Raw genomic sequence first — 21,212 nt, forward strand, 5'->3', positions numbered from 1 at the left:
GATGAGCACGACCGCTTTCGGGGACTTCCTGCGCTTCTACCGGTCGCGGATCCCGTTGACGCAGGAAGAACTCGCCGAACGCACAGGCCTGAGCACGCGGGCGCTCAGCGACATGGAACGCGGCCGCACGCTCAGTCCCCAGTTCCGCACCGTGCAACTCCTCCTCACCGGCCTCGGCCTGCACGGCGAGGAGGCGGCGGAGTTCACCGCGCTCGCCCGCGCCAGCCGCGTCGTCGCCGTCCGGGAACGACCGGAGACGCCGTTCGTCGTGGCGTCCTGCTCACTGCCGCCGGTGCTGACCGAGCTCACCGGCCGCGACGACGAGAAGCAGATGCTGGACGGGTTCACCGCGGACGCCGCCTCGTCGTCCCGGCCGCAGATCGCGGTGGTCCACGGCGCGCCCGGCTCGGGCAAGACCGCGCTCGCCGTCGACGCGGGCCACCGGCTGGGCCCGCGGTTCACCGACGGCTGCGTGTTCCTCGACCTGCGCGGCACCGACCCCGAACCGCTGACCCCGGACAGGGCCGCGCACCGGCTGCTGCGCTCGTTCGGCGTGGACGAGCGCCAGATCCCGTCCGACCCGGACGACAGGCTGGCGCTCTACCGCTCACAACTGCGCGACCGCACGGTCCTGCTGGTGCTGGACAACGCGGCGAACGAGGCCCAGGTCCGCCCGCTGCTCTCCTCGAGCCCCGGCACCCTCGTGCTGCTGACCAGCCGCAGGACGCTGGCAGGCCTGGAAGTCCGGCACCGCCTCGCGCTGGAGTTGTTGCCGCTCAAGCGTTCCGTGGACCTGCTCCGCACGGTGACAGGCTCCGGGCGACTCGACGCCGAACCGGAGGCGGCCCTGCGGGTCGCGGAGCTGTGCGGGGGCATGCCGCTCGCGTTGCTCATCGCGGGCACCCGCCTGACGAGCAGGCCGCAGTGGACGGTCGGCCACTTCGCCGGGCAACTGGAGGACGAGGGTCGCCGGTTGTCCGTGCTGCGCGCGGGTGATCTCGAAGTCCGGGCGGCGTTCGAGATCTCCTACCACCAGCTCGGCCCGGCCGCCGCCACCCTGTTCCGCAGGCTCGCCCTGGTGCCGGGCCCGGACGTGAGCGCCTCCCTGGCCGCCGTCCTCACCCCCGGCGCCCCCGAGGCCCTGGACGAACTGGCCGACGCCTCGTTGCTGGGCATCAGCGACGTCCCCGGCCGCTACACGCGCCACGACCTGCTGCACGTGTTCGCCACCGAGCGCCTGGGACTGGACGAGGATCCCGCCGCGGTCGACGAAGCACGCACACGTTTGCGCCACTGGCTCCTCGACGTCGCCACCAGGGCGGCCCTGTTCTTCGACCACGACGTGCCCGCCGAACGCCTGGGGCCGGTGCACGACAAGGAGTCGGCCGACCGCTGGCTGGAGCGGGAGCTGGAGAACTGGCGCGCGGCGTTGCGGGACGCCCTGGAGGCGGGCGAGCACGACCGCGTCCTCGCGGTGGCCCAGGCCATGCACTGGTACTCGGACATGCACGGCGTGGGCGACCTGTGGCGCGAGGTGTTCTCCGCCGGCGCCCACGCCGCCCACCGGTCGGGCGACGCGAAAGCCACCGCCGCCCAGCTGAACTACCTCTCCTGGGCGCTCTACGCGTTGTGCGGCCGCCCCCACGAAGCCCTTGCCGTGCAAGAACAAGCCGCGGCGGTGCCGATCGACGACACCCTCACCGAGGCCTGGACCCACTACTACGGCTCGGCGATCCGCCGTCGCGTCGGCGAACCGGAGAAGGCCGTGGCGCTCGGCCGCCGCTCCGTCGCCCTCTTCGAGCAGGCGGGCTACGGGATCGGCGAGAACCTGGCGCTCTCCCTGCTGGGCCTCATGCTCCACAACGCCGGCCACCTCACCGAAGCAGTCGAGGTGCAACAGCGCAGCGTGGACCAGCACCGCAAGGCAGGCGGCGACGACGAACTCCTCTCCATGCTCCTGATCCGCCTGGCCACCACCCTCGCCGCCGCGGACCAGGTGCCCGCCGCGCTGGACCTCCTCGACGAGGCGGAGACGTTGTTCCGCAAGCACTCCAACACCGCCGGCACCGCCCGCGTGCAGCACAACCGCGGCCTGGTCCTGATGGACGCGGGCCGCTTCCCCGAGGCCCGCGGACAACTTCAGGCAGCACTCGACGAGGCACGGCTGTCCGACCACCGCGTCGAGATCCTGGCCCGGCTGGCGGACATCGCCGACGACCCGGCACAGGCCCGCGCACTGCGGGTGCGGGCGCTGGCCGAGTGCGACCGCTACGACACCCCGGCGGTGCGCGCCACGGCGGCGAAACTGGTGGCCGCCCTCAGCTGAGGCTGAGACCTCGCACCGCCGCGGTGCCGCCGTAGACGTTGAGCCCGATCCTGCCCTCGCCGTAGGTCGTGTCGACCGCGTCGATGACCGGCGCCGTGCCGCCGTCGAGCCACACCTGGATGCGCGACCCACTCGCCTGCACCTTCAGGTGGTACGAACGCCCCTGCACGATCGGTGTCGCGTGCACGGCGATGTCCCGGCCCGGACGCCACAACTTGACCATCCCACCGGCATCGATGTTCGCGGTGTACCCCGCACCGTCCGCCCCGGCCCGGAAGGTCAGCCCCGCCGCCACCCCGTTGACGACCGTCAGGTCTCCTTCGTAGACGAGGTCGGAGGCGGTGCGGTCGCTGAGGTAGAAGGCGTCTCCGGAAGCGTTGGCCCGCAACGAGTCCGGCGTCGTGGTCCAGGTGCCGCCGGTGGCCGTCCACGGCCCGGAGGGGAAGCCGGGGAACCCACCGGGACCGGTGTTCAGGTTCTGCACGGTGGCCGCGCCGCGGTAGACGTTGGCGCCGAACCGCCCGGACGAGTAGGCGGTGTCGGTCGCATCGATGATCGGGGTCGTGCCGTGGTTGAGCCAGACCTGAATCCGCGACCCGGCCGTCTGCACCTTCAGGTGGTAGGTCTGCCCCTTGGCGATCGGCGTGGCGTACGAGGCGATGTCACGGCCGGGACGCCACAGCTTCACCACCCCGCCAGCGTCGATGTTCGCGGTGTAGCCCGCGCCGTCTGCCCCCGCCCGGAACGTCAGCCCCGCCGCCTGAGCCGAGTCCAGCCGCAGATCACCCTGGTAGATCGCGTCACCGGCGGTGCTCGCGCTCAGGTAGAACGAGTCGCCGCTCGCCTGTCCCTGCTTGCCACCGGCCACATCGGTCCACGAGCCCGCCGTGGCGTGCCAGGGACCGGCGAGCGTGCTGTCCAGTGTGGACTGCGCGGTGCCCCAGCTCGTGCTGAGCCGCGTGAACTTCGCGTCCTTCAGCCGCACCTGGCCACCGTTCGCGAACAGCCTGATGCCCTGGCTGACCGCCGCGGAGTCGAAGTTCACGTTGTCCGCCACGGAGAAGAGGCCGTCCCCGCTGAAGATCTCCAGCTGGCCGCGGTCGACCAGGATCCGGACGCTGACCTCGTCCCCGCCGACCTGGAACGGCTTGCCGTACACCGTGCCCGCCGCACGGTCGTAGGTGACCGTGCGATCCGCGGTGCCGTCCGATCGGCTGTGCAACGCGAACCCGAACTCGCGGGCCGTCGCGCCGCGCAGGTCGAACCGCGCGGTGATCTCGTAGGTGTCCGCGAGGATTCCGGCGAAGAGGTTGTTCGTGCCGGTGACCGCGGCGTTGCGCCACGTGCGGCTGTCCGCCCTCAGCGAGTCCAGCCCCGGCACCGGCGTCCTGGTGATCTTCGGCCCGTCCGGCGACCCGGTCAGGCCCAGCGCCACGGGGAACGTGGCGTTGCCGGTCCAGGAGTTCCCGCGGTTGCCGCCCTGCCACGCCATCTGCACCACACGGCCGTCCGGTGTGTTGTCGAACGTCTCGGCGGCGTAGAAGGACCCGCCGGCGTAGGTGGTGCCGAGGTTCATCTTCTTCGGCTGCGGCCGGTCGGTGCGGAACGTCCTGCCGTCGAACGTGCCGACCACGTACTCGCTCGTCGCCGACGTCAGCACCCACTGCGGCCTGCCGTCCAGAGGCAGCACGAACAGGTCGGGGCACTCGAACAGCCAGTCGGCGGCGTACCGGCTCGCGAACGTCCACCGCAGCAGGTCGGGCGACGTGTAGATGTCGGCACCGTTGCCGCCCCTGTTCGACCAGAGGACCATGACCCACTGCCGCCGGTCGGCGTCCCACACCACGTTGGGATCACGGCTCTCCCCGTCGATCTCGATCTGCTTGCGCCCGCCGTCGTACGCCTGGAAGCTGCGCCCGTTGTCGTTGCTGTAGAAGATGCTGACGCCGTTGGTGTTGGAGAAGACGACGATCGGGTCCAGCGCGCCGGTCCTGAGGCCTGAGGTGTTGGCCTTGTCGACGACACCACCGCCGGAGAACAGCGTGCCGGGGTGCACACCCGGTTCCAGCGCGACGGGCTTCTGCGTCCAGTGCACCAGGTCCGGACTCGTGGCGTGGCCCCAGTGCATCGTGTCCCACTCGAGCCCGTGCGGGTTGTGCTGGTAGAAGAAGTGGTAGAGCCCGTTGGCGAACACCAGCCCGTTGGGGTCGTTCATCCACCCGGCCTGCGAACTGAAGTGGAACTGCCCGCGGAACGGCTCCTGGTAGGTCGTCGGCGGGTACGGGAACTCCGGATAACTCGGCGCGTCCCCGGCGACGGCCGGTGTGGACGGCACGAGCACGGCCGCGGCGATCGTCAGCAGGACCAGCAACGCACGGACTCCACGCATGGCGCGACCTCCCGGACAACGTTGTCAGCCGCCACCCTGGCGCAGCGCACGGGCGGCTCACAACCGCCCTCCGGGTGAGAGCGTTCCCATGCCGGCGAGCCCCTCGTTCCACCCCAGACTTCTCGACGCAAATCGACCATCGGGCGCGACAAAGGAATACCCGGCAGCAAGTCCTACAAATGCGCACGAATTGTTGGTGTGAATAAGTTAGTACTTGTTAACGACCGTCCGGGAACTCATTCTTTCCCTGCTCCGCCACCACATTCACCTCGACGAACGCCCGGCTCCCCCTGCAACCGAGGGTCGGTCGGTTCGCCCTGCAACGAGGAGAAAAATGCAAGCGAGACGCACATTCGTGCTGGCCGTGGCAGGTTCACTCGCCGCGGCCGTCCTCACCCAGACCGGCGCGCAGACCGCCGCCGCCCAACCAGGACCGACCGCCGAGGCACTGGCCGTGGACGCGGCCGCGAGCCTCGTCGCGAGCCGTCCGGCCCAGTTGCACGCGGGCTCGAACGACGCGTTCGTCCGGCACTCCGTCATCTCGTCGACGAACGGCCTGAAGTACGTCCCGTACGACCGCACCTACAAGGGGATCCCGGTCGTGGGCGGCGACTTCGTCGTCGTCACGAACTCGACCGGCCAGGTCCTGCAGACGTCCGTCAGCCAGGACAGGACGATCGACCTGGCGAGCACCACGCCTTCCGTCACCAAGGCGCAGGCCGAGGCGACCGCGCGGACCACGCTGTCCACTGTGGACGGCGTCGGTACCGCGGAACAGGTCGTGTACGCGCTCGACTCCGCTCCCGCGCTCGCGTGGAAGGTCACGGTCACCGGCCGCGACGCCGAGGGCCCGAGCAAGCTCGACGTGGTCGTCGACGCCGCCACCGGCAAGGTGCTGCGCAAGCAGGAACGCGTGATGCACGGCACCGGCACCAGCGGCTGGAACGGCCCGAACCCCGTCACCATCGCCACGACGCAGTCCGGTTCGACGTTCTCGCTCAAGGACCCGAACCTCACCAACGTCAGCTGCCAGGACGCGGCGAACAACACCACGTTCACCAAGTCCACCGACACGTGGGGCAACGGCACCCAGACCAACCGCGAGACCGGCTGCGTCGACGTGCTCTTCGCCGCGCAGACCGAGTCGAAGATGCTCACGCAGTGGCTCGGCCGCAACGGTTTCGACGGCAACGGCGGCGGCTGGCCGATGCGCGTCGGCCTGAACGACCAGAACGCCTACTACGACGGCAGCCAGGTCCAGATCGGCAAGAACTCCGCCGGCCAGTGGATCGGCTCGATCGACGTCGTCGCGCACGAGCTCGGCCACGGCATCGACGACCACACGCCCGGCGGCATCTCCGGCGCGGGCACCCAGGAGTTCGTCGCGGACGTCTTCGGCGCCACCACCGAGTGGTTCGCGAACGAGCCGTCGCCCTACGACACCCCCGACTTCCTCGTCGGCGAGACGATCAACCTCGTCGGCCGCGGCCCGATCCGCAACATGTACAACCCGTCCGCGCTCAACCACGCGAACTGCTACTCGAGCTCCATCCCGAACACCGAGGTCCACGCGGCCGCCGGCCCCGGCAACCACTGGTTCTACCTGCTGTCGCAGGGCACGAACCCGTCCAACGGCCAGCCGGCCAGCACCACGTGCAACAACACCACGATCACCGGTCTCGGCGTCGAGAAGGCCATCAAGATCTTCTACAACGCCATGCTGCTCAAGACCTCCAGCAGCTCGTACCTGAAGTACCGCACCTGGACGCTGACCGCGGCGAAGAACCTCTACCCCGGCAGCTGCGCGGAGTTCAACACGGTCAAGGCCGCCTGGGACGCGATCAGCGTGCCCGCCCAGTCCGCCGACCCGACGTGCAGCGCCACCGGCACCGTGACGATCAGCAACCCCGGCAACCAGTCCAGCACGATCGGCACCGCCGTGTCGCTGCCGCTGTCCGCGAGCGGCGGCACCGCGCCGTACACCTGGTCCGCCACCGGCCTGCCCGCAGGCCTGTCCATCAACTCCGGCAACGGCACCATCTCCGGCACCCCGACCACCGCCGCCACGTCGAACGTGACGGTGACCGCCACCGACAGCGCGAACAAGAGCGGCACCGCGTCGTTCAGCTGGACCGTCGGCACGAGCGGCGGGAACTGCTCGGGCCAGAAGCTCGCCAACCCGGGCTTCGAGTCCGGCGCCACCTCGTGGACCGCCACCTCGGGCGTCATCGGCCAGCACAGCGCCGACGGAGAACCGGCCCGCACCGGCACGTGGTCCTCGTGGCTGAACGGCTACGGCTCCTCGCACACCGACTCGCTGTCCCAGTCGGTGACGATCCCCGCCGGCTGCAAGGCGTCGCTGACGTTCTACGTCCACATCGACACCAAGGAGACCGGTAGCACCGTCTACGACAAGCTGACCGTCACCGCGGGCAGCACCACCCTCACGACGCTCTCGAACGTGAACGCGGCGTCCGGCTACGTCCTCAAGACGTTCGACGTGTCCGCGTTCGCGGGCCAGACGGTGACCGTCAAGTTCACCGGCGTGGAGGACGCCTCGCTGCAGACGTCCTTCGTGGTCGATGACACGGCGGTGACGCTGAGCTGACGCCGGTGCGGTTGCCGCGGTCGTGAACTCGACCGCGGCAACCGCGCCGCACCAGGAAGAACACCCTGCGGCAGTAGACTCGGCGTGCGCACCGGACGAGGGGAGGCACGCGTGGACTACGGCGACAAGCTCTTCTGGATCTCCGTGCTGATCCAGCGCAGGTACGCGCAGATCTGCGCCGAGCACGACCTGACCTCGTCGCAGGCCACCCTGCTGTGCGCGGTGAAGGACGAGTCCAAGCGGATGGCGTACCTCGCCACCTCGCTCGGCATGTCCAAGAACGCGCTGAGCCAGCTCGTCGACCGCACCGAGCGGCGCGGCCTGGTCAGCCGGGCGGGTTCGGAACAGGACCGGCGGGTCACCATGCTCGGCGTGACGCCGGCGGGGAAGGTGCTCGCCGAGGCCGTGTACGCCGAGATCACCAAGCGCCTCCCCGACATCGCGGGCAACCTCGGCCCGGACGACCAGCGCGACTTCGAACGCATCGCCACCACCCTCGTGGACACCGCGGACCTCTCGCCCTGACCCACCTCCACCGTTCCCTCCTGAAATCCGCACGCCCTTGCGATGGTTCATGACGTGAACTACTTTGGTTCACGTCATAAACCAATGAAGGGTGGGCAAGATGAACACGCGAGCAACCCGCACCATCGCGGTCTTCGGCGCGACCGGACTGCAGGGCGGTGCGGTCGCCGACGCGCTCCTGGCACGAGGAGCGGAGGTGCGGGCACTCGTGCGCAGCCCCGAGTCCGAGCGGGCGCGAGCACTGGCGGCCCGGGGCGTCGAGCTGTCACCCGTCCAGACCGGCGAGGCGGATTCACTGGTCGCCGCTCTGCAGGGGGCCGACGCGTTCTACTTCATGACCCCCGACAGCCACGGCCCCGAGGCGATCGAGGCCGAGATCCGGCTCGGCACCGCCCTTGTCGACGCGGCGGTCGCGGCACAGGTGCCGCAGGTCGTGTTCAACTCGGTCAGCGGAGCGGAACGCGACTCGGGCGTGGCGCACTTCGAGTCGAAGCGCCGCGTCGAGGAGCACCTTCGGCGGTCCGGACTGCGGGCCGCGATCATCCGCCCGGTCGCGTTCATGGAGAACTTCGCGACGCTGGCGCCCCGCGTCGAGAACGGCGAACTCGTGCTGAGGATGCCGCTGCCGGACGGCGTTCCCCTCAAACTGGTGGCGGTCAGGGACATCGGCGGGATCGCCGCGGCCATCCTGCTCGGCACCGCGGACGTGCCCGGCGGAGCCGTCGAGGTCGTGGGCGACGAGCTGACGGGCAGCCAGATCGCCGAGGCCTTCGGGGCGCGGGCCGGGTTCCCGGCGCGCTACGAGCCCCTGCCCCTGAGCGTCCTCGGTGGTGACGCCGAGGACGAGTCGATGTTCCGCTACTTCGCCGGGGCGGGCGCCGCCTACCGGTCGGACCTCGACGCGGTGAAGGCGATCGAGCCGGCCGTCTGGAACCTGACCGAGTGGATCCGCTCCACCGGGTGGGCGTTGCCGGCGGACGTCGTGCGCCTCTGAGGATGGCGGGTTCGATCCGCCTCAATTCAAATCGACTACTGATCTATTTACTCTGCGTATCAAATGGTCCGTTCGATAATTCGATTCCGCCATTCGAGTCACCTCTTCGTGTTCCTGTTGCTACTCTCCGCAGCAGGGAGGTATTTCATGGCAGAGGGTGACAGGCAGGACGAGGACCACGAGGCCCGGCTCGCAGAGCAGCACCACAGGCTGGCGCTGGCGAGAGCGGGGTACGCGCCGCCGGCACCGGAGCCGTACGAGCTCGAGGACTCGGTCGCCACGGCGCCGGGTGTGAGCGTCGTGGTGCGGGACCGCCGGATCATCTGGCTCGACGTCCACCCGGACCTGCTCGCGCAACCGCCGGGTGCCGTGTCGAAGGCGATGAGGGACGCCGTCAACGCCGCGCTGGAGCAGTCGTTGATCGACACGCCCGGTGCCGGTGATCCGGGACCCGACCTGGCCGCGCTGGGGCAGCAGCTCGCGGACTTCACCCGCCAGGGCGGCGAGGCGTTGCGCCGGATCCAGGGCCTGCTCGAGGCGTCGATGGCGAAGACCGGCATCCGCGGCGACAGCACGCCCCAGTACGTCGACCACCTGTTCCAGGACGCGCTGGGGGTGGTGGCCTCCACGCAGGCGGCGCTGTCGGCGGATCCGGCGCCGGTGGTCGTCGGTGAGGGCGGCGACGAGGCCAACGAGGTCAACGCCACCGTCACCAGCGGCCAGGTCCACACCCTGTCGCTGACCGTCGTCGCGGTGCAGTACCCGCCCGCGCAGTTGACGCAGGCGGTGATCCAGGCGGTCAACACCGCGATGGACGACTGGGAACGCCAGGCCGCCGCCGTGGACAGGCCGGCGCTGGACGTCGCCGCGTTGCAGGCGGTCAGCGAACAGGCCGAGAAGGTCCGCGAGCAGAGCATGCAGCACCTGCGCGCCTACACCACGAACCTCACCTCGATCATGCGCACCGTCGACTAGGGAGTGACAACGATGTCCGGGATGCAAGTGTCCGCCGAGGCGATCGGCGGATCCGCGAAGGAGATCCTGGGGACCGGCGACTCCCTGACCGGGGAGATCGCCGCGTTCCGCAGCCAGGTCGAAGCGCTGACCGGCGCGTTCGGAGCCGACGAGCTCGGCTCGGCGCTGGGCACGATCTACCAGATCGTCTCCGAGGCCGCGTTCGAGTCGTTCGAGGACAACGCCGACGGTCTCGCGGAGATCGGCACCACCCTGCAGGGCATGGCCGACGAGTACACGGCCGTCGAGGCCGCCAACCAGCAGTCGCTCCAGCAGGTGATGGGAGAGCTGGCATGACCACCGGCATGATGCTGCCGCCGGAGCTGTCCGGCCTGCTCAACACCCTGGGCTTCAACTGGCCCGAGAGCGACGAGGGGAAGCTGTTCGACCTCGGCGGTCTCTGGTCGGACTTCGCCGACCGCCTCGGTCCCGCCGCGGCCACCGCCGACGGCCACGCGCAGCAGGTGCTGAGCGCGAACAGCGGCGCGGCCATCGACGGCTTCAAGGCGTTCTGGGCCGACGACGAGTCACCGAAGAAGAACCTCGAGGACGGCGCCACCGCCTCGTCGCTGGTAGGTGCGGGCCTCTACGTCTGCGCGGGTGTCGTGGTCGCGCTCAAGATCGCCGTGGTCGTGCAGCTGGCCATGCTCGCCGTCCAGATCGCCCAGGCCATCGCCACCGCGGTGCCGACGTTCGGCGCCTCGCTGCTGGAGATCCCCATCTTCAAGGAGATCACCTCGATCCTGCTCGACCAGGCGATCGACCTCGCCATCAGCCAGGTGCTCAATGCCTAAGGTCAAGAAGCCCAAGAAGAACAGGACCATCACCAACGCCGGGGTCTTCAACCCCATCGGCACGAAGCTGCGGACGGCGAAGCGCCCCGCGGGCGGCAACGTCCAGCCGCTCGACGTCGACTCCTACGCGAACCTCAAGAAGCGGGAGAAGGTCGGCGACAACCTCGAGCACGACCACATCCCGTCGTCGGCCGCGCTCAAGAAGGCCGAGGAGAAGCGGCTCGGCCGCAAGCTGACGAGGCAGGAGGCCGACGCCCTGCACAACAAGGCGAACGCCATCGAGGTCCCGAAGGACGTCCACGCGAAGAGCGACACGTACCGGGGCAAGAACACGAAGAAGCAGATCGAGGACGACGCGGCGGACCTCAGCAAGGCCGCGAACAGGGACTACGCTACGACCCGCAAGAACCTCCTCGCTCACGGTTACTCGGCCAAGGACGTCGACGCGGCTTTGGACGAGTTGCGCGCTGCGAACCGAAAGAAGGGCATATGACGACGGTTTCCGGTGAGATCACCGTGCTGCTGGACGTGCTGGGCCACCGCCAGGGCGACAGCCGCATCCTCGAAGCGGTCGTCCTGGTCGGCCCCCAGATGGAGGTCAGCGAGTACGACTTCGACGGCGAGAAGTCCACGTACTTCGTCTTCAAGGACGCCGGCACCGAGCTGCTCTTCGAAGACGACGTCCTGGCCTCGGCGATGGTGAGGACCCAGCCGGATCCCGAGGACGAGACCTACGGCGTGTACCCGCGTCCCGGCGAACTGGTGCAGGGGCTCTCCGCCACCGCCACCCGTGACGAGGTCAGGGCGTTCCTGGGCACCCCGGAACGCACCGGCCCGAGCTTCGACCGGTACCAGGTCAACGGCCGCTACCTGCACTTCGAGTTCGGTGCGGACGGGCGGGTCGCCCGGATCTCCGCGCTGCTCGAACCGGTCTAGGCACACGGGTCCGCCACCACACCGGTGGCGGACCCGTTCCGAAGCGCGGGTACCGCGAACGACTCCAGCAGCCCCGAGTAGGGCTTGGGCGGTGGTGCGGCGAACTCCCCCGCCGCGCTCGTCCGCAAACCCATGCGCACCAACGACTCCACCTGCAGCACCGCCGCCTGCACACCGTCCACGACGGGCACGCCGACCCGTCGCTCGATCTCCGCGCGCTGCGACGTCATGCCGGCGCACCCGAGCACGACCACGTCCGACCCGTCCGCCGCCACCGCTGCCCGGCACGCGGCGACCACGGCGTCCACCGCGGCCTCCACCTCCAGCACCGGCACGTCGCAGGCCGACACGCCCCGGCAGAACCCCGCCATGCCGTAGCGGTGGGCGAGGTCCCAGGCCCGGCCTCGGGTGCGGTCCAGCGTCGTGACGACGCTGAACCCCCTGCCCAGGCAGGTCGCGGTGCGCATCGCCGCCTCCGCGATGCCGATCACGGGGCCTTCGGCGAGTTCGCGGGCGGCGTCCAGGCCCGGATCACCGAAGCAGGCGATCACGTGCCCGTCCGCTGGAGATGACGCGATCTCGGACAGCAGGCCCGGCACGCTGAGCGCCTCGTCGTAGTGGCTCTCGATCGACACGGGTCCCATCGACGGGCACGTCGTCCGCACCTCCACGCCCGGTCCCGCAATCGCTGCGGCCGCGCGGCCGATCGTCTCGGTCATGGCCGCGCTGGTGTTGGGGTTGACGACGTGGATCCTCACCGGTCTCCCCTGGACAGCAGGGCGAAGAACGCGAAGTTGCTGTAGAAGACGCTCACGCCGTTGGTGTTCGAGAAGACGACGATCGGGTCCAGCGCACCGGTCCTGAGGCCTGAGGTGTTGGCCTTGTCGACGACACCACCGCCGGAGAACAGCGTGCCGGGGTGCACACCCGGTTCCAGCGCGACGGGCTTCTGCGTCCAGTGCACCAGGTCCGGACTCGTGGCGTGGCCCCAGTGCATCGTGTCCCACTCGAGCCCGTGCGGGTTGTGCTGGTAGAAGAAGTGGTAGAGCCCGTTGGCGAACACCAGCCCGTTGGGGTCGTTCATCCACCCGGCCTGTGAACTGAAGTGGAACTGCCCGCGGAACGGCTCCTGGTAGGTCGTCGCCGGATACGGGAACTCCGGATAACTCGGCGCGTCCCCAGCGACAGCAGGCCCAGCGGGCACCAACAGGGCCACTGCCGACACCAGCACGACCACCAAGGCACGGACTCGACGCATGGCGCGACCTCCCGGACAACGTTGTCAGCCGCCACCCTCGTGCAGCTCGCGCACAGCCGACAACCGCTCTCCGGGTGAGAGCGTTCCCATTCCTGGTGGCGAGACCTCCCTCCCCACCAGGCCATCTCACGACCGCGAGGTCAACGTGGTGGTCCAGCGAATTCTTTAAGGCAGGATCGCGCACATACGAGGAGATCAGCAGAATTCGTCCACCTCGCTTCTTGGCCAGGTTCACCGATCTCACTGATCGACATACGTGAGCCGTGAGACTCAACGCCGCGGACATCGATCACGGGATCCAGATCGAGGAGAAGGGACAGCGCTGCAGCTGGGTTGTCGGCGACGTCATCACGTTCGGCCGCACGCAGGTCGTCTTCCTCCTGCCCGAACGAGTCATCCAACACGAACACCATCCCATCGATGTACTCCAACGCAGCACGCTCCAACGCGGCCACGTCAGCTACCTCCAACTCGATCTCGGCAGAAACGATGAATTTACGCCTCGGTGTCAGCTCGTTACCAGTCATGCTGCGGAGACTAGGACCTCTGGCCATGCCGGCGCTCGGGCAAAGTTTCGAGCGAAGACGCACCAATATCGCCGACACGGTTACGTCGCTGAATCAGACCTGTACACGTACCACGCACACTACAAGACGATCCTAAGTGAAGTCATCGACGGCCGAGACTTCGACCTGCAGTGCAGAGCACCATGTTCCTCAGATGACCGCCGAATGTCTCGACCAACAGCCAGTCAGCCGCCATCGCCGTCCCCTGGTCGAAGATTGGCCTGCTCAGGCTGGCTATCTCCGACGTGGGCCGTGCGCTTGGATCTTCTCCAAGGCCCTACGTAAACGGCACTCAATTCACGCGGTCGAGTGAATCGTTCGGTTGCGCCGTGCTTGCAGCCTCCACTTCCTCATGTAGGCGCGCGAGCAACGCGCGGGTCTCAGTTGCGTTCAAGCTGACCTCGTCGAGCGCGCTGACAATGCTCTCGTACCCGGCGATCGCGTCCTTGTTCTCGACGAAGAGGCTGGAGTTGTCGGTCTCCACCCACACCAGCGGCACGTACTTCTCGAAGGCCAGGGATGTAAAGGGGCCTGCCAGCCCCGCATGCGCTCCGGCTGAGGAGGGAACGATCCGAACATCGATGTTCGACCACGCTGACATGAGGAAGAGATGGAACACTTGTCCGCCGTGCACCTCGGCGCCACCGACTTCCAGGTGCAACGCGGATTCGTGGATGTAGAAGGTGCACTTCACCTGGTTCTGACGAACCGCTTCCTGCATGGCTAGTTGTGCCTGCACTCTCTGCTGCAGTTCGTCCGCAGGGATAGTCCGGGATGCACTGAGCACCGCGGACATGTAGTCCACAGTCTGCAGGAGCACCGGGACCATGTGCGTCTGCCAGCCCACCAACGCCTCCGCGGCCCTGAGGTTCTCGGTGACCGTGCGAGACAGGACCGGCGAGAACTTGCCGTGCTGCTGCCACCAACCCTTCTCGTCAGCAACTGGGTACAGCGACAAGAGGTGCGTCTGCTCTGCAGGGCTTGCTTGGCACATGCCAAGCAGCAGAGCCACTTCAAGAAGAGTGGCCCCACCTCGACCGTTGATCACGTTCGACAGCTTGGACTCGTGCCAACCGACCTTGTCCGCGACCTCACGAGCAGGCAGTCCAGTCGCTTCGACAACCGCCCGCAACCCGTCACCGAACTCACGGCCGCGCACGGTGGAGTCCCTCTTCGGCATACCCATATCCCTTGTGCTGGTCGATCGGCTGATCACGCGATCTGAGTCCTTCGAGACTTCGTCCGTTGCAGCTCCTGTTTCGCCCTGATCGCGAAGGAGTGAGCCAGAACGGCCCTGAGAACCGGATTGGCAATCCTCAGCGAGTGGACTCTTTGATCCACTCTGGAGTGACATGCCGCGTGTACGACGAGATCGCTCGGGTCGACCTCGTACGCCTGGGCCAGTTCGGCGAGGACGATCAGGGAGGGCACACCGTCTCCGTGCTCGTACCTGCACAAGGCTTCCGCCGTGATCGACCTGACCTTGATGGCAGCATCTTCAAGGCTCCAGCCCATCTCGTTGCGGGCGTCGCGAAGCGCCTTGCCGAGCGCCATCTCGTACCGTTGCCCCTCCGGGAAAAGACCCAGAGCACGATCGACATCCAGACCACGCTCCGCAGCCAGCTCTCTCAGAACGCTTTCGTCTGCGAGTTGAACCTTCAGACGAGCGCGGTCGGCGTTCGCCGGTGGGAGGTGGAAGAAGTCCTTGGCGGGAAACACGTCCTGATCGGTCCTGCGGTCCAGCAGGCCTTCCTTGGTGAAGCGCCGCAGCTGGTTGATCACGTCTTGCTCGGTTAGCAGCACCAGCTCGGTGAGGCGGCTCAACCCGAACTCGGCGCCGGCCCGTTCGAGCATCGCCACCAGTACGAGGCCTGCTTTCCGATCGAAGGTGAGGCGGTCATCGGCCGAGACCTTGTCGATCAACTTCACGATTCACCTCGATGTCCAGGCGAGACGGACGGTCAGGAGCATCTGGCAGGTTCTCGGCCAGGGAAACCATCGGAACCGGTGGCACTGCGAGCAGCGGCCGTCGGAGTTCGGCTTGTGCAGGTCCACGAGAGCCAGCAACGACGCGGCCATACGAGGAACGTCGTGCCGGCCCATCAAGATGACCGAGTCTTCGTCACCTTCGTCCGCGATCTTGTTGAGCAGTTCCAGCTCGCGGACGAGTTCGTTGCGCAACGCTGCTTCGAGAACGCCGTTGGTCATGACCGCGCTCCAGATGCCCTCGCAGGTGCGGGCAACCGAGGTCGTTGAGGTCGTCCCGTCCTCTCACGCCATTCGCTGTCGCACTCCACACACTCCGGCCAGAGCCAGTCCGGGTACTTCGGCGGCTCGACGTCCGGGACGGTCAAGCTTTCGCCGCACAGCGACTCGATGCGGTCACCCGGCAGCGCAGAACCTCGAGGCACTGCGTGACGCGCTCCGAGACATGGGAACCAACGGAATGGCTCCGGCGGCGTAAGACCGCTCAGATTCATCGGCGCGTCCACGACGGACTGCGTTGTCACGGTCATGATCCCCTCCTCTCCGGCTGCGAACCGGTGGGCGAGATCGACTAAACGACGACACCAAGACCCGTCACCACGTCGCAGACGCAACGCGAATGCCACACATGTGCCACACGCAGGCCGTTGACGTGCAAAAAAACAAGCTGACCCGATCGGGTGAAAGCAGAACTTCCCTATCGACAATCGCCAGCCGGCGAAACTCGCGCGATACGCTGACCAGCATCAGCCGACACTTTCGGGGGCTCCAATGGCCAGGTGGCGAAGTGCTTTCGCACGGCGCCGCGAAGCCATGGGCTTCACCCAGGAAAGCCTGGCGAACCACCTGAAAGTCGACCGCGTCTCAGTCGGTCGCTGGGATCGGCTCGAGAACTCGCCCGACCCGTTCATCCAGCCTCGGCTGGCCGCAGCCCTGGAGATCACTCCTGCCGAGCTGGTCGAGCTTCTCGATCCGGCCCAGAAACATCCCGCACCGATTGCGACTCCTCAGAAAACCAGGCGGCCCGGACATGAGGCCGTAGGCCGGATCCAGAGCGCCTCGTTGGCGTTCCAGGAGACAGACCGGCGTCTCGGAGGTGGCGTGCTGCTTCCGTCGGTCGAGCTGTTCCTCAGCCAGGAGATCGCGCCGCTCCTGCTGGACGCATGCGGTGGTACGGCGGCGGAGATCTTCTCCGCCGCAGCATCCATGACGGAGATCGCGGGCTGGATGACGCACGACAGCGGTCAGAACTCCCGCGCTCGCGCGTATTTCGAGCGAGCATTCCGCTTGGCCGTAGCCGCCGAGAACAACGCGTTGGCCGGAAACGCGTGTGCGTCGATGTCGCATCTCGCGATCGAGTTGGGACAACACACCGACGCGCTGAGGATCGCCACTACTGGAATCACGAAGTCGGACCAGGCCGATGGCACGATCCGGCTCACCGCTCGCCTGCACACGATGCGGGCCAGGGCGCTGGCACTCAGCGGTGAGAACCTGGCGTGCGCGCAGGCGCTCGACACAGCGGAGTCGCTGCTCGACCACGCAGCCGGTGAGAAGCCGGCTGACTGGATCGCCAACTTCGACGAGGCGTCTCTCGCCAGTGAGGCGGCCCAGTGTTTCCTCGACCTCGCCGAGTACTCGGCAGCGGAACAGCGCGCCACCACCGCGATCCAGCTGCGTTCAGGTGACCGCGTCCGCAGCCGGGCGTTCGGCCAGCTCACGATGGCCAACATCCTGGTCGGTGCGGGCCGCCCGGATGAAGCCGCCACGTTCGGCAGCGAGGTCTGCAAGGTGACAGCCTCGCTCAGCTCGACCCGAGTCCTTGATCAGCTGAACGACCTGGGGCGTACCTTGGCGTCGGCACGCAGCGTTCCCGAGGTGGCGCACTTCCTCGCCACCCTGGGCGCGCTGAGCCACGTATCCGACGCCCAGGAAGGTCAAACTGCGACGTGGCCGGTCTGACGGACGACGACGCCCGGTTCGCCTATCTCGCCGAAGGCAACGCAAAGCAAGCTCGCAAGCGCGTCGCCGCCGACGTGCTCCTCCGGGACCAGCGCGGGCACGTCGTGCTGGTGAACCCGACCTACAAGGAGGACTGGGACCTGCCCGGCGGCATGGTCGAGAACAACGAGGCTCCACGCGCCGCTGCAGTTCGTGAGGTCGGCGAGGAGCTGGGCCTTTCCATCGAACCAGGGCGTGTACTCGTGGTCGACTGGATCGGACCGCACGGTCCGTGGGACGACCAGCTGCTCTTCATCTTCGACGGTGGCGTCCTGTCGGACGAGGAGCTCCAGCAGCTCGCACCGCACGACCCAGAGATCAGCGAGGTCACTGTGGTGTCGCCTGGTCAGGCCCAGCAGTTGCTCCGTGCCGACATGGCGCTTCGCCTGGAACGTGCGCTCCAGGCGCTCGAACACAGCTCGACCGACTATGCAGAAAGCCCTCGTTGAAGCGCCAGTCCTAGCTGCCGGATCGCGGTCAATCGACCAGGTTCAGCGGGGTGGTGCCGAGCTTGTCTTCGAGGAGTTCGTCGAGGAGACCGGGGAGCTGAGCAGGAAGCAGTTTGTCCGCGCACCGGTGCAGTTCGGCTGCTGACCACCACCGTCGTTCAATCAGCCCGGCCTTCTCGTTCTCGGTGGGTTTGAGTGCCACCTTGGGCGCGGTGTCGGTGATGCGGCCGAGGAACACGTGGTCTTCGCGGTGGTGGTCGCGTCCCTTGTAGTGGAAGCGGGATTCGCGGATCCACAGCTTGTGTCCCAGCGATGGGATGACGATTCCCGTCTCCTCCGCCACCTCGCGCAGAGCGGCGTCTTCCGGCTTCTCGCCCTCGTCGAGGCCGCCGCCGGGCAGCTCCCACCAGTGGTGGCCGCGGTCGTGCGGATCGCAGGCGTGGATGAGCAGCACGCGGTCGTGAGCGTCGAGCAGCAGCACCCGAGCGCCGATGCGTGGGGTGGTGGCAGTGGTGGACATCCGGCGGGCGTTCCTCGCGGTCGGCTGACTGGGCAGCAGCCGGCGCGGGTGGTGCCGGAGTTCAGAACAGAGTTGGCTCCGGCTCGTTGAGCGCGTCGACCGCCATTGCGGGGTCAGACGTTAGCAGCGTCCGCTTTGCGCAAAGCGACACCCGGACGGCGAGTCCCGAGTGATCGGTCAGACGCGAGCCATCCGCGGCAGCCTCCCTGGTCTCATGCACGTATTCGCAGCTCAAGAGCCGTTCGACGACCGCTGACGACGCGTGGGCGTGGTCATAGCGGTAGCCCAGCTCTGGACGACGTGCCCAGCTGTGTTCGACCCGATCGGGGTGCAGGTTCCTGAACAAGTCCGTCAGGCGATGCCGTTCTGTCAGCGCCTCGTAGAAGGCGTACTCGAACTGTGCGAACTGGCCGCGGTGGGCTGGTTGATGACCTGGCTCGAGCACGTTCAGATCGCCCAGCAACAAGACCGGCGTGTCGGATGACGTCGTATCCAACGCGGCATGAAACCGGTCGATCCACGTCTTCTTGCGTTCGGTCTTCTCCAAGGTGGCATCTCGAGACGGCACGTAAGCGCCGACGACACGCAGTGGGCCGTCTTCGGTGTCGACGACAATCCCGGCGGCCCGCGCAGGCAGGTAGTCCAGAGCAGCCCCGACTGGGTCCACCTCCGCGGCGAGCTTGCTGACGATCATCACGCCGAGCTCACCTTTCGAGTGTTCCGGGAACGTGACCAAGTACCCGGCCGACGAGAACGCCTTGGCCAGGAGCTCGCTGCCGGCCGTGGCTTTGGTCTCGGTCAGGACCAGGACTTCCTCGGGTCGAGCAGCAAGCCACCGGAGCTGGCGTTGTGCACGGTCCACGGACGGCGCTCCGACGTTGACGGTCAGCAGACTCAGCGGCATACCGCGATCTTCTCCTCGATCACTCGGTGGATCAGCGACACGATCCTTGCAGCGATCGTGGTCGCGTCGTCGGTGGTGCAGTCCAGCGTCTCGACCAACCAGCCCTTGCTCTGCAGGTCTACGACGGCGTGGACGTAGAGCCCGGACTCCATGTCGCTGTTGTCCTCGGCCCGCTCGAAGCGGCTGTGTCCGCCGCGCGTGCGCAGCCGGTGGTCGATCACAGCCAGGTCGCCGTTGAGGATGATCGAGAGGTCCGGGCGGTAGACGCCGTGGTTGAGCTGCCACACCGTCTCGGCGGACAAGCCGTCAAGTCCCTGAAGCACGAGCGACGACGCGACATAGCGGTCGCAGACGACCACGTGACCTTCGCGGAGCGCGGGTTTGATCTCGGCGTCGAGCTGGTGGTGCCGGTCGGCTGCGCACAAGCACGCCAAGGCCATTCCCCGGTAGGTGTCGGTGCCGTGCCGAGCCAGCTCCCCCAGTGGCGCGCGAGATGGCTGCGCTGTCACGTGCACCGGTATCCCGGCCTCGATCAACAGGCCGGCCACCAGCTTCGCGGCGGTGGACTTCCCGACACCACCGGGACCGTCCAAGGTGATCAACGTTCCCGGGAGACGTCGCGGCTCGTCGAAGACGGTGGTCATACCGGCATCAACGGCAGCAGCCGGCGCTCCCCTGCGGTGTGGTCGGAGGTGATCGGGCACTGCTCGGCGTCCACGTCGCCGATCCGGCCACCGGAGGCGACCACGGCTGCCGGGCAACCCTTGCCGCATTCGGAGCTCATCGCGCACGACGCGCAGGTGTTGTTGGTGCCGACTTGATGGCGGTCGTGGAACCGGTAGTCGTCCAGGCGTTGTGCGATGTCATCGTCGGTGAGGATGTTCCCGACGATGAACTCCGTGTCGGCGTGCTGAGAGGCTGGAGTTCTCGCGGCGAACACCAGGTACGGGCACACGGTGACCTCACCAGGCGTGAACACGTAGATGATCGTTCCTGCTTCACAGCCCGACAGCGGCTTCCCATCGGTGTTCGGGAAGCGGATGTGTGCGATGTCGAGTTCCGGACCGTCGAAAGGTTCGGTCAAGGCTTGGATCTCCTGCATGTGCAGGGTGGTCTTCGCGAGCCTGCCCTGCGACTTGACGCCACGCCCCATGCTGCCCAACGGGTTAAGCAGCACGTAACGCGCTCCGTGAGTGCGTGCGAACTCGCACAGCTCGACGTATTCCTCGTTCTGCGCCAACGAGTTGGGTGTGCACAGCAACCCCTGCAGAATTCCAGCGGCACCGAGCTTCTTCACCGTCTGCACGGTGACGTCGAAGCTGGCACGGTCCCCGCGGAACTTGCCGTGGGAGTCTGCGGCGAAGCCGTCGAGCGAGACGTTGCAGTGCACTCCGAGACGCGCAAGCTCGGCGATCTGCTCGTCGCTCAGGACGGTCGCGTTCGTGCACACTCCGACGTCCATGCCTGCCGCGCGAAACTCCCGCACAATCGCCATGAAATCGGGATGGATCGTGGGCTCTCCGCCGGTCATCGTGACCCGCCTGACCCGCGCCTCACTCAGTTGCGGGATCACCCTGTCGACGATGTCGACCAGACACATCTGCTTGCCGACACGGGTCGCCGACACGAAGCAGTGCGCGCAGCGCAGGTTGCAGTCCTCGTTGATCTGGACAAGAGCCTTGCGATACGGACTGTCCACTGTGGTCCGGAAATAGCAGGTCGTGGCGAACGCCTCTCCGGCAATGCTCCGAGCACCAGTCATCATCAACCTCCCCCATCTACGGCCGCGGGTCCCCGTTGCCGTCGGTGATCGAGTGCCAGATCAGGCCTCCGGATAGATGTTCGGACGAACAATAGCGCGGCTTTAGATGTCCAAGTGGACATCTTTAGGACATTACGAGTACAACTGCGATCAGCGACAACTCGATTGTCTGCACGGACA

At 67.4% G+C, this 21,212-nt stretch carries 23 protein-coding genes; 11 read left to right on the top strand and 12 right to left on the bottom strand.

From position 1 onward, the window contains the following. Nucleotide 1 precedes the first annotated feature (1 nt). Complete coding sequence (locus tag ND450_RS16290; RefSeq protein WP_253326967.1) at nucleotides 2-2,326, top strand: tetratricopeptide repeat protein; 2,325 nt, start codon at nucleotides 2-4, stop codon at nucleotides 2,324-2,326. Here ND450_RS16290 and ND450_RS16295 read toward each other — a convergent pair. After that, nucleotides 2,319-4,715 (bottom strand): glycoside hydrolase family 32 protein, encoded by a 2,397-nt coding sequence (locus ND450_RS16295; RefSeq protein WP_253326968.1) that lies wholly within the window; start codon nucleotides 4,713-4,715, stop codon nucleotides 2,319-2,321. The genes ND450_RS16290 and ND450_RS16295 overlap by 8 nt on opposite strands. Nucleotides 4,716-5,049: 334 nt before the next feature. Here ND450_RS16295 and ND450_RS16300 point away from each other — a divergent pair, with 334 nt between their 5' ends. From ND450_RS16300 to ND450_RS16335, 8 genes are all read left to right on the top strand, one after another. Beyond that, nucleotides 5,050-7,323, top strand: coding sequence for a M4 family metallopeptidase (locus ND450_RS16300; RefSeq protein WP_253326969.1), 2,274 nt, complete (start codon nucleotides 5,050-5,052; stop codon nucleotides 7,321-7,323). A 111-nt stretch (nucleotides 7,324-7,434) separates the two neighbouring features. After that, a complete protein-coding gene (locus tag ND450_RS16305; RefSeq protein WP_253326970.1) occupies nucleotides 7,435-7,848 on the top strand; it encodes a MarR family winged helix-turn-helix transcriptional regulator in 414 nt (137 codons plus the stop codon). Between the two features lie 100 nt (nucleotides 7,849-7,948). After that, on the top strand, nucleotides 7,949-8,842 hold the full coding sequence (locus tag ND450_RS16310) for an NmrA/HSCARG family protein (protein ID WP_253326971.1): 894 nt from the start codon (nucleotides 7,949-7,951) through the stop codon (nucleotides 8,840-8,842). 147 nt (nucleotides 8,843-8,989) lie between these two features. After that, nucleotides 8,990-9,817, top strand: coding sequence for a hypothetical protein (locus ND450_RS16315; protein WP_253326972.1), 828 nt, complete (start codon nucleotides 8,990-8,992; stop codon nucleotides 9,815-9,817). Between the two features lie 12 nt (nucleotides 9,818-9,829). Continuing rightward, nucleotides 9,830-10,153, top strand: coding sequence for a hypothetical protein (locus ND450_RS16320; protein ID WP_143091478.1), 324 nt, complete (start codon nucleotides 9,830-9,832; stop codon nucleotides 10,151-10,153). Continuing rightward, nucleotides 10,150-10,650: a hypothetical protein gene (locus ND450_RS16325; RefSeq protein WP_253326973.1), complete on the top strand. Its 501-nt coding sequence runs from the start codon at nucleotides 10,150-10,152 to the stop codon at nucleotides 10,648-10,650. The genes ND450_RS16320 and ND450_RS16325 overlap by 4 nt, the downstream gene beginning before the upstream one ends. Next, entirely contained in the window at nucleotides 10,643-11,143 is a 501-nt protein-coding gene (locus ND450_RS16330) for a hypothetical protein (RefSeq protein WP_089911729.1), read from the top strand. The genes ND450_RS16325 and ND450_RS16330 overlap by 8 nt, the downstream gene beginning before the upstream one ends. Continuing rightward, nucleotides 11,140-11,586, top strand: a complete 447-nt coding sequence (locus tag ND450_RS16335; RefSeq protein WP_253326974.1) for a hypothetical protein — start codon at nucleotides 11,140-11,142, stop codon at nucleotides 11,584-11,586. The genes ND450_RS16330 and ND450_RS16335 overlap by 4 nt, the downstream gene beginning before the upstream one ends. Here ND450_RS16335 and ND450_RS16340 read toward each other — a convergent pair. From ND450_RS16340 to ND450_RS46055, 7 genes are all read right to left on the bottom strand, one after another. Then, nucleotides 11,583-12,344, bottom strand: coding sequence for an aspartate/glutamate racemase family protein (locus ND450_RS16340; protein WP_253326975.1), 762 nt, complete (start codon nucleotides 12,342-12,344; stop codon nucleotides 11,583-11,585). The two genes, ND450_RS16335 and ND450_RS16340, sit on opposite strands and share 4 nt — an antisense overlap. Then, entirely contained in the window at nucleotides 12,341-12,844 is a 504-nt protein-coding gene (locus tag ND450_RS16345) for a hypothetical protein (protein ID WP_253326976.1), read from the bottom strand. The genes ND450_RS16340 and ND450_RS16345 overlap by 4 nt, the downstream gene beginning before the upstream one ends. A gap of 140 nt (nucleotides 12,845-12,984) precedes the next feature. Beyond that, entirely contained in the window at nucleotides 12,985-13,371 is a 387-nt protein-coding gene (locus ND450_RS16350) for a hypothetical protein (protein ID WP_253326977.1), read from the bottom strand. 331 nt (nucleotides 13,372-13,702) lie between these two features. After that, nucleotides 13,703-14,590, bottom strand: a complete 888-nt coding sequence (locus ND450_RS16355; protein ID WP_253326978.1) for a helix-turn-helix transcriptional regulator — start codon at nucleotides 14,588-14,590, stop codon at nucleotides 13,703-13,705. 32 nt (nucleotides 14,591-14,622) lie between these two features. Beyond that, a complete protein-coding gene (locus tag ND450_RS16360; RefSeq protein WP_253326979.1) occupies nucleotides 14,623-15,339 on the bottom strand; it encodes a helix-turn-helix domain-containing protein in 717 nt (238 codons plus the stop codon). Between the two features lie 3 nt (nucleotides 15,340-15,342). After that, nucleotides 15,343-15,618 (bottom strand): hypothetical protein, encoded by a 276-nt coding sequence (locus tag ND450_RS16365; RefSeq protein WP_253326980.1) that lies wholly within the window; start codon nucleotides 15,616-15,618, stop codon nucleotides 15,343-15,345. Beyond that, on the bottom strand, nucleotides 15,615-15,926 hold the full coding sequence (locus tag ND450_RS46055; protein ID WP_371927714.1) for a zinc finger protein: 312 nt from the start codon (nucleotides 15,924-15,926) through the stop codon (nucleotides 15,615-15,617). The genes ND450_RS16365 and ND450_RS46055 overlap by 4 nt, the downstream gene beginning before the upstream one ends. 283 nt (nucleotides 15,927-16,209) lie before the next feature. Here ND450_RS46055 and ND450_RS16370 point away from each other — a divergent pair, with 283 nt between their 5' ends. Together ND450_RS16370 and ND450_RS16375 are read left to right on the top strand one after the other, a co-directional pair. Continuing rightward, nucleotides 16,210-17,358, top strand: coding sequence for a helix-turn-helix domain-containing protein (locus ND450_RS16370; RefSeq protein WP_253326981.1), 1,149 nt, complete (start codon nucleotides 16,210-16,212; stop codon nucleotides 17,356-17,358). Continuing rightward, nucleotides 17,346-17,846, top strand: a complete 501-nt coding sequence (locus ND450_RS16375; protein ID WP_253326982.1) for an NUDIX hydrolase — start codon at nucleotides 17,346-17,348, stop codon at nucleotides 17,844-17,846. Before ND450_RS16370 ends, ND450_RS16375 begins: the two co-directional genes overlap by 13 nt. A gap of 28 nt (nucleotides 17,847-17,874) precedes the next feature. On the opposite strand, the gene ND450_RS16380 is transcribed toward ND450_RS16375, so the two are convergent. The 4 genes from ND450_RS16380 to ND450_RS16395 form a co-directional block, all read right to left on the bottom strand. Next, on the bottom strand, nucleotides 17,875-18,366 hold the full coding sequence (locus ND450_RS16380; RefSeq protein ID WP_256557518.1) for an NUDIX hydrolase: 492 nt from the start codon (nucleotides 18,364-18,366) through the stop codon (nucleotides 17,875-17,877). Nucleotides 18,367-18,427: 61 nt separating this feature from the next. Beyond that, nucleotides 18,428-19,270 carry an endonuclease/exonuclease/phosphatase family protein gene (locus tag ND450_RS16385; RefSeq protein WP_253326984.1) on the bottom strand — a complete coding sequence of 281 codons (843 nt, stop codon included), beginning with the start codon at nucleotides 19,268-19,270 and terminating at the stop codon, nucleotides 18,428-18,430. Next, entirely contained in the window at nucleotides 19,261-19,914 is a 654-nt protein-coding gene (tmk, locus tag ND450_RS16390; RefSeq protein ID WP_253326985.1) for a dTMP kinase, read from the bottom strand. The genes ND450_RS16385 and tmk overlap by 10 nt, the downstream gene beginning before the upstream one ends. Then, entirely contained in the window at nucleotides 19,911-21,035 is a 1,125-nt protein-coding gene (locus ND450_RS16395; RefSeq protein WP_253326986.1) for a radical SAM/SPASM domain-containing protein, read from the bottom strand. Before ND450_RS16395 ends, tmk begins: the two co-directional genes overlap by 4 nt. Nucleotides 21,036-21,212: the final 177 nt, after the last annotated feature.

Source organism: Lentzea sp. HUAS12, from assembly GCF_024125735.1.
Taxonomy (GTDB): domain Bacteria; phylum Actinomycetota; class Actinomycetes; order Mycobacteriales; family Pseudonocardiaceae; genus Lentzea; species Lentzea albida.

What these genes read in the sequence shown, in the direction of transcription:
- ND450_RS16350 (WP_253326977.1), bottom strand. Translation starts at nt 13,371, where the DNA reads ATGACTGGTAACGAGCTGACACCGAGGCGTAAATTCATCGTTTCTGCC.
- ND450_RS16385 (WP_253326984.1), bottom strand. Translation starts at nt 19,270, where the DNA reads ATGCCGCTGAGTCTGCTGACCGTCAACGTCGGAGCGCCGTCCGTGGAC.
- ND450_RS16355 (WP_253326978.1), bottom strand. Translation starts at nt 14,590, where the DNA reads ATGCCGAAGAGGGACTCCACCGTGCGCGGCCGTGAGTTCGGTGACGGG.
- ND450_RS16325 (WP_253326973.1), top strand. Translation starts at nt 10,150, where the DNA reads ATGACCACCGGCATGATGCTGCCGCCGGAGCTGTCCGGCCTGCTCAAC.
- ND450_RS16370 (WP_253326981.1), top strand. Translation starts at nt 16,210, where the DNA reads ATGGGCTTCACCCAGGAAAGCCTGGCGAACCACCTGAAAGTCGACCGC.
- ND450_RS16290 (WP_253326967.1), top strand. Translation starts at nt 2, where the DNA reads ATGAGCACGACCGCTTTCGGGGACTTCCTGCGCTTCTACCGGTCGCGG.
- ND450_RS16295 (WP_253326968.1), bottom strand. Translation starts at nt 4,715, where the DNA reads ATGCGTGGAGTCCGTGCGTTGCTGGTCCTGCTGACGATCGCCGCGGCC.
- ND450_RS16380 (WP_256557518.1), bottom strand. Translation starts at nt 18,366, where the DNA reads ATGTCCACCACTGCCACCACCCCACGCATCGGCGCTCGGGTGCTGCTG.
- ND450_RS16320 (WP_143091478.1), top strand. Translation starts at nt 9,830, where the DNA reads ATGTCCGGGATGCAAGTGTCCGCCGAGGCGATCGGCGGATCCGCGAAG.
- ND450_RS16310 (WP_253326971.1), top strand. Translation starts at nt 7,949, where the DNA reads ATGAACACGCGAGCAACCCGCACCATCGCGGTCTTCGGCGCGACCGGA.
- tmk (WP_253326985.1), bottom strand. Translation starts at nt 19,914, where the DNA reads ATGACCACCGTCTTCGACGAGCCGCGACGTCTCCCGGGAACGTTGATC.
- ND450_RS16315 (WP_253326972.1), top strand. Translation starts at nt 8,990, where the DNA reads ATGGCAGAGGGTGACAGGCAGGACGAGGACCACGAGGCCCGGCTCGCA.
- ND450_RS16395 (WP_253326986.1), bottom strand. Translation starts at nt 21,035, where the DNA reads ATGATGACTGGTGCTCGGAGCATTGCCGGAGAGGCGTTCGCCACGACC.
- ND450_RS16345 (WP_253326976.1), bottom strand. Translation starts at nt 12,844, where the DNA reads ATGCGTCGAGTCCGTGCCTTGGTGGTCGTGCTGGTGTCGGCAGTGGCC.
- ND450_RS16330 (WP_089911729.1), top strand. Translation starts at nt 10,643, where the DNA reads ATGCCTAAGGTCAAGAAGCCCAAGAAGAACAGGACCATCACCAACGCC.
- ND450_RS46055 (WP_371927714.1), bottom strand. Translation starts at nt 15,926, where the DNA reads ATGACCGTGACAACGCAGTCCGTCGTGGACGCGCCGATGAATCTGAGC.
- ND450_RS16300 (WP_253326969.1), top strand. Translation starts at nt 5,050, where the DNA reads ATGCAAGCGAGACGCACATTCGTGCTGGCCGTGGCAGGTTCACTCGCC.
- ND450_RS16365 (WP_253326980.1), bottom strand. Translation starts at nt 15,618, where the DNA reads ATGACCAACGGCGTTCTCGAAGCAGCGTTGCGCAACGAACTCGTCCGC.
- ND450_RS16335 (WP_253326974.1), top strand. Translation starts at nt 11,140, where the DNA reads ATGACGACGGTTTCCGGTGAGATCACCGTGCTGCTGGACGTGCTGGGC.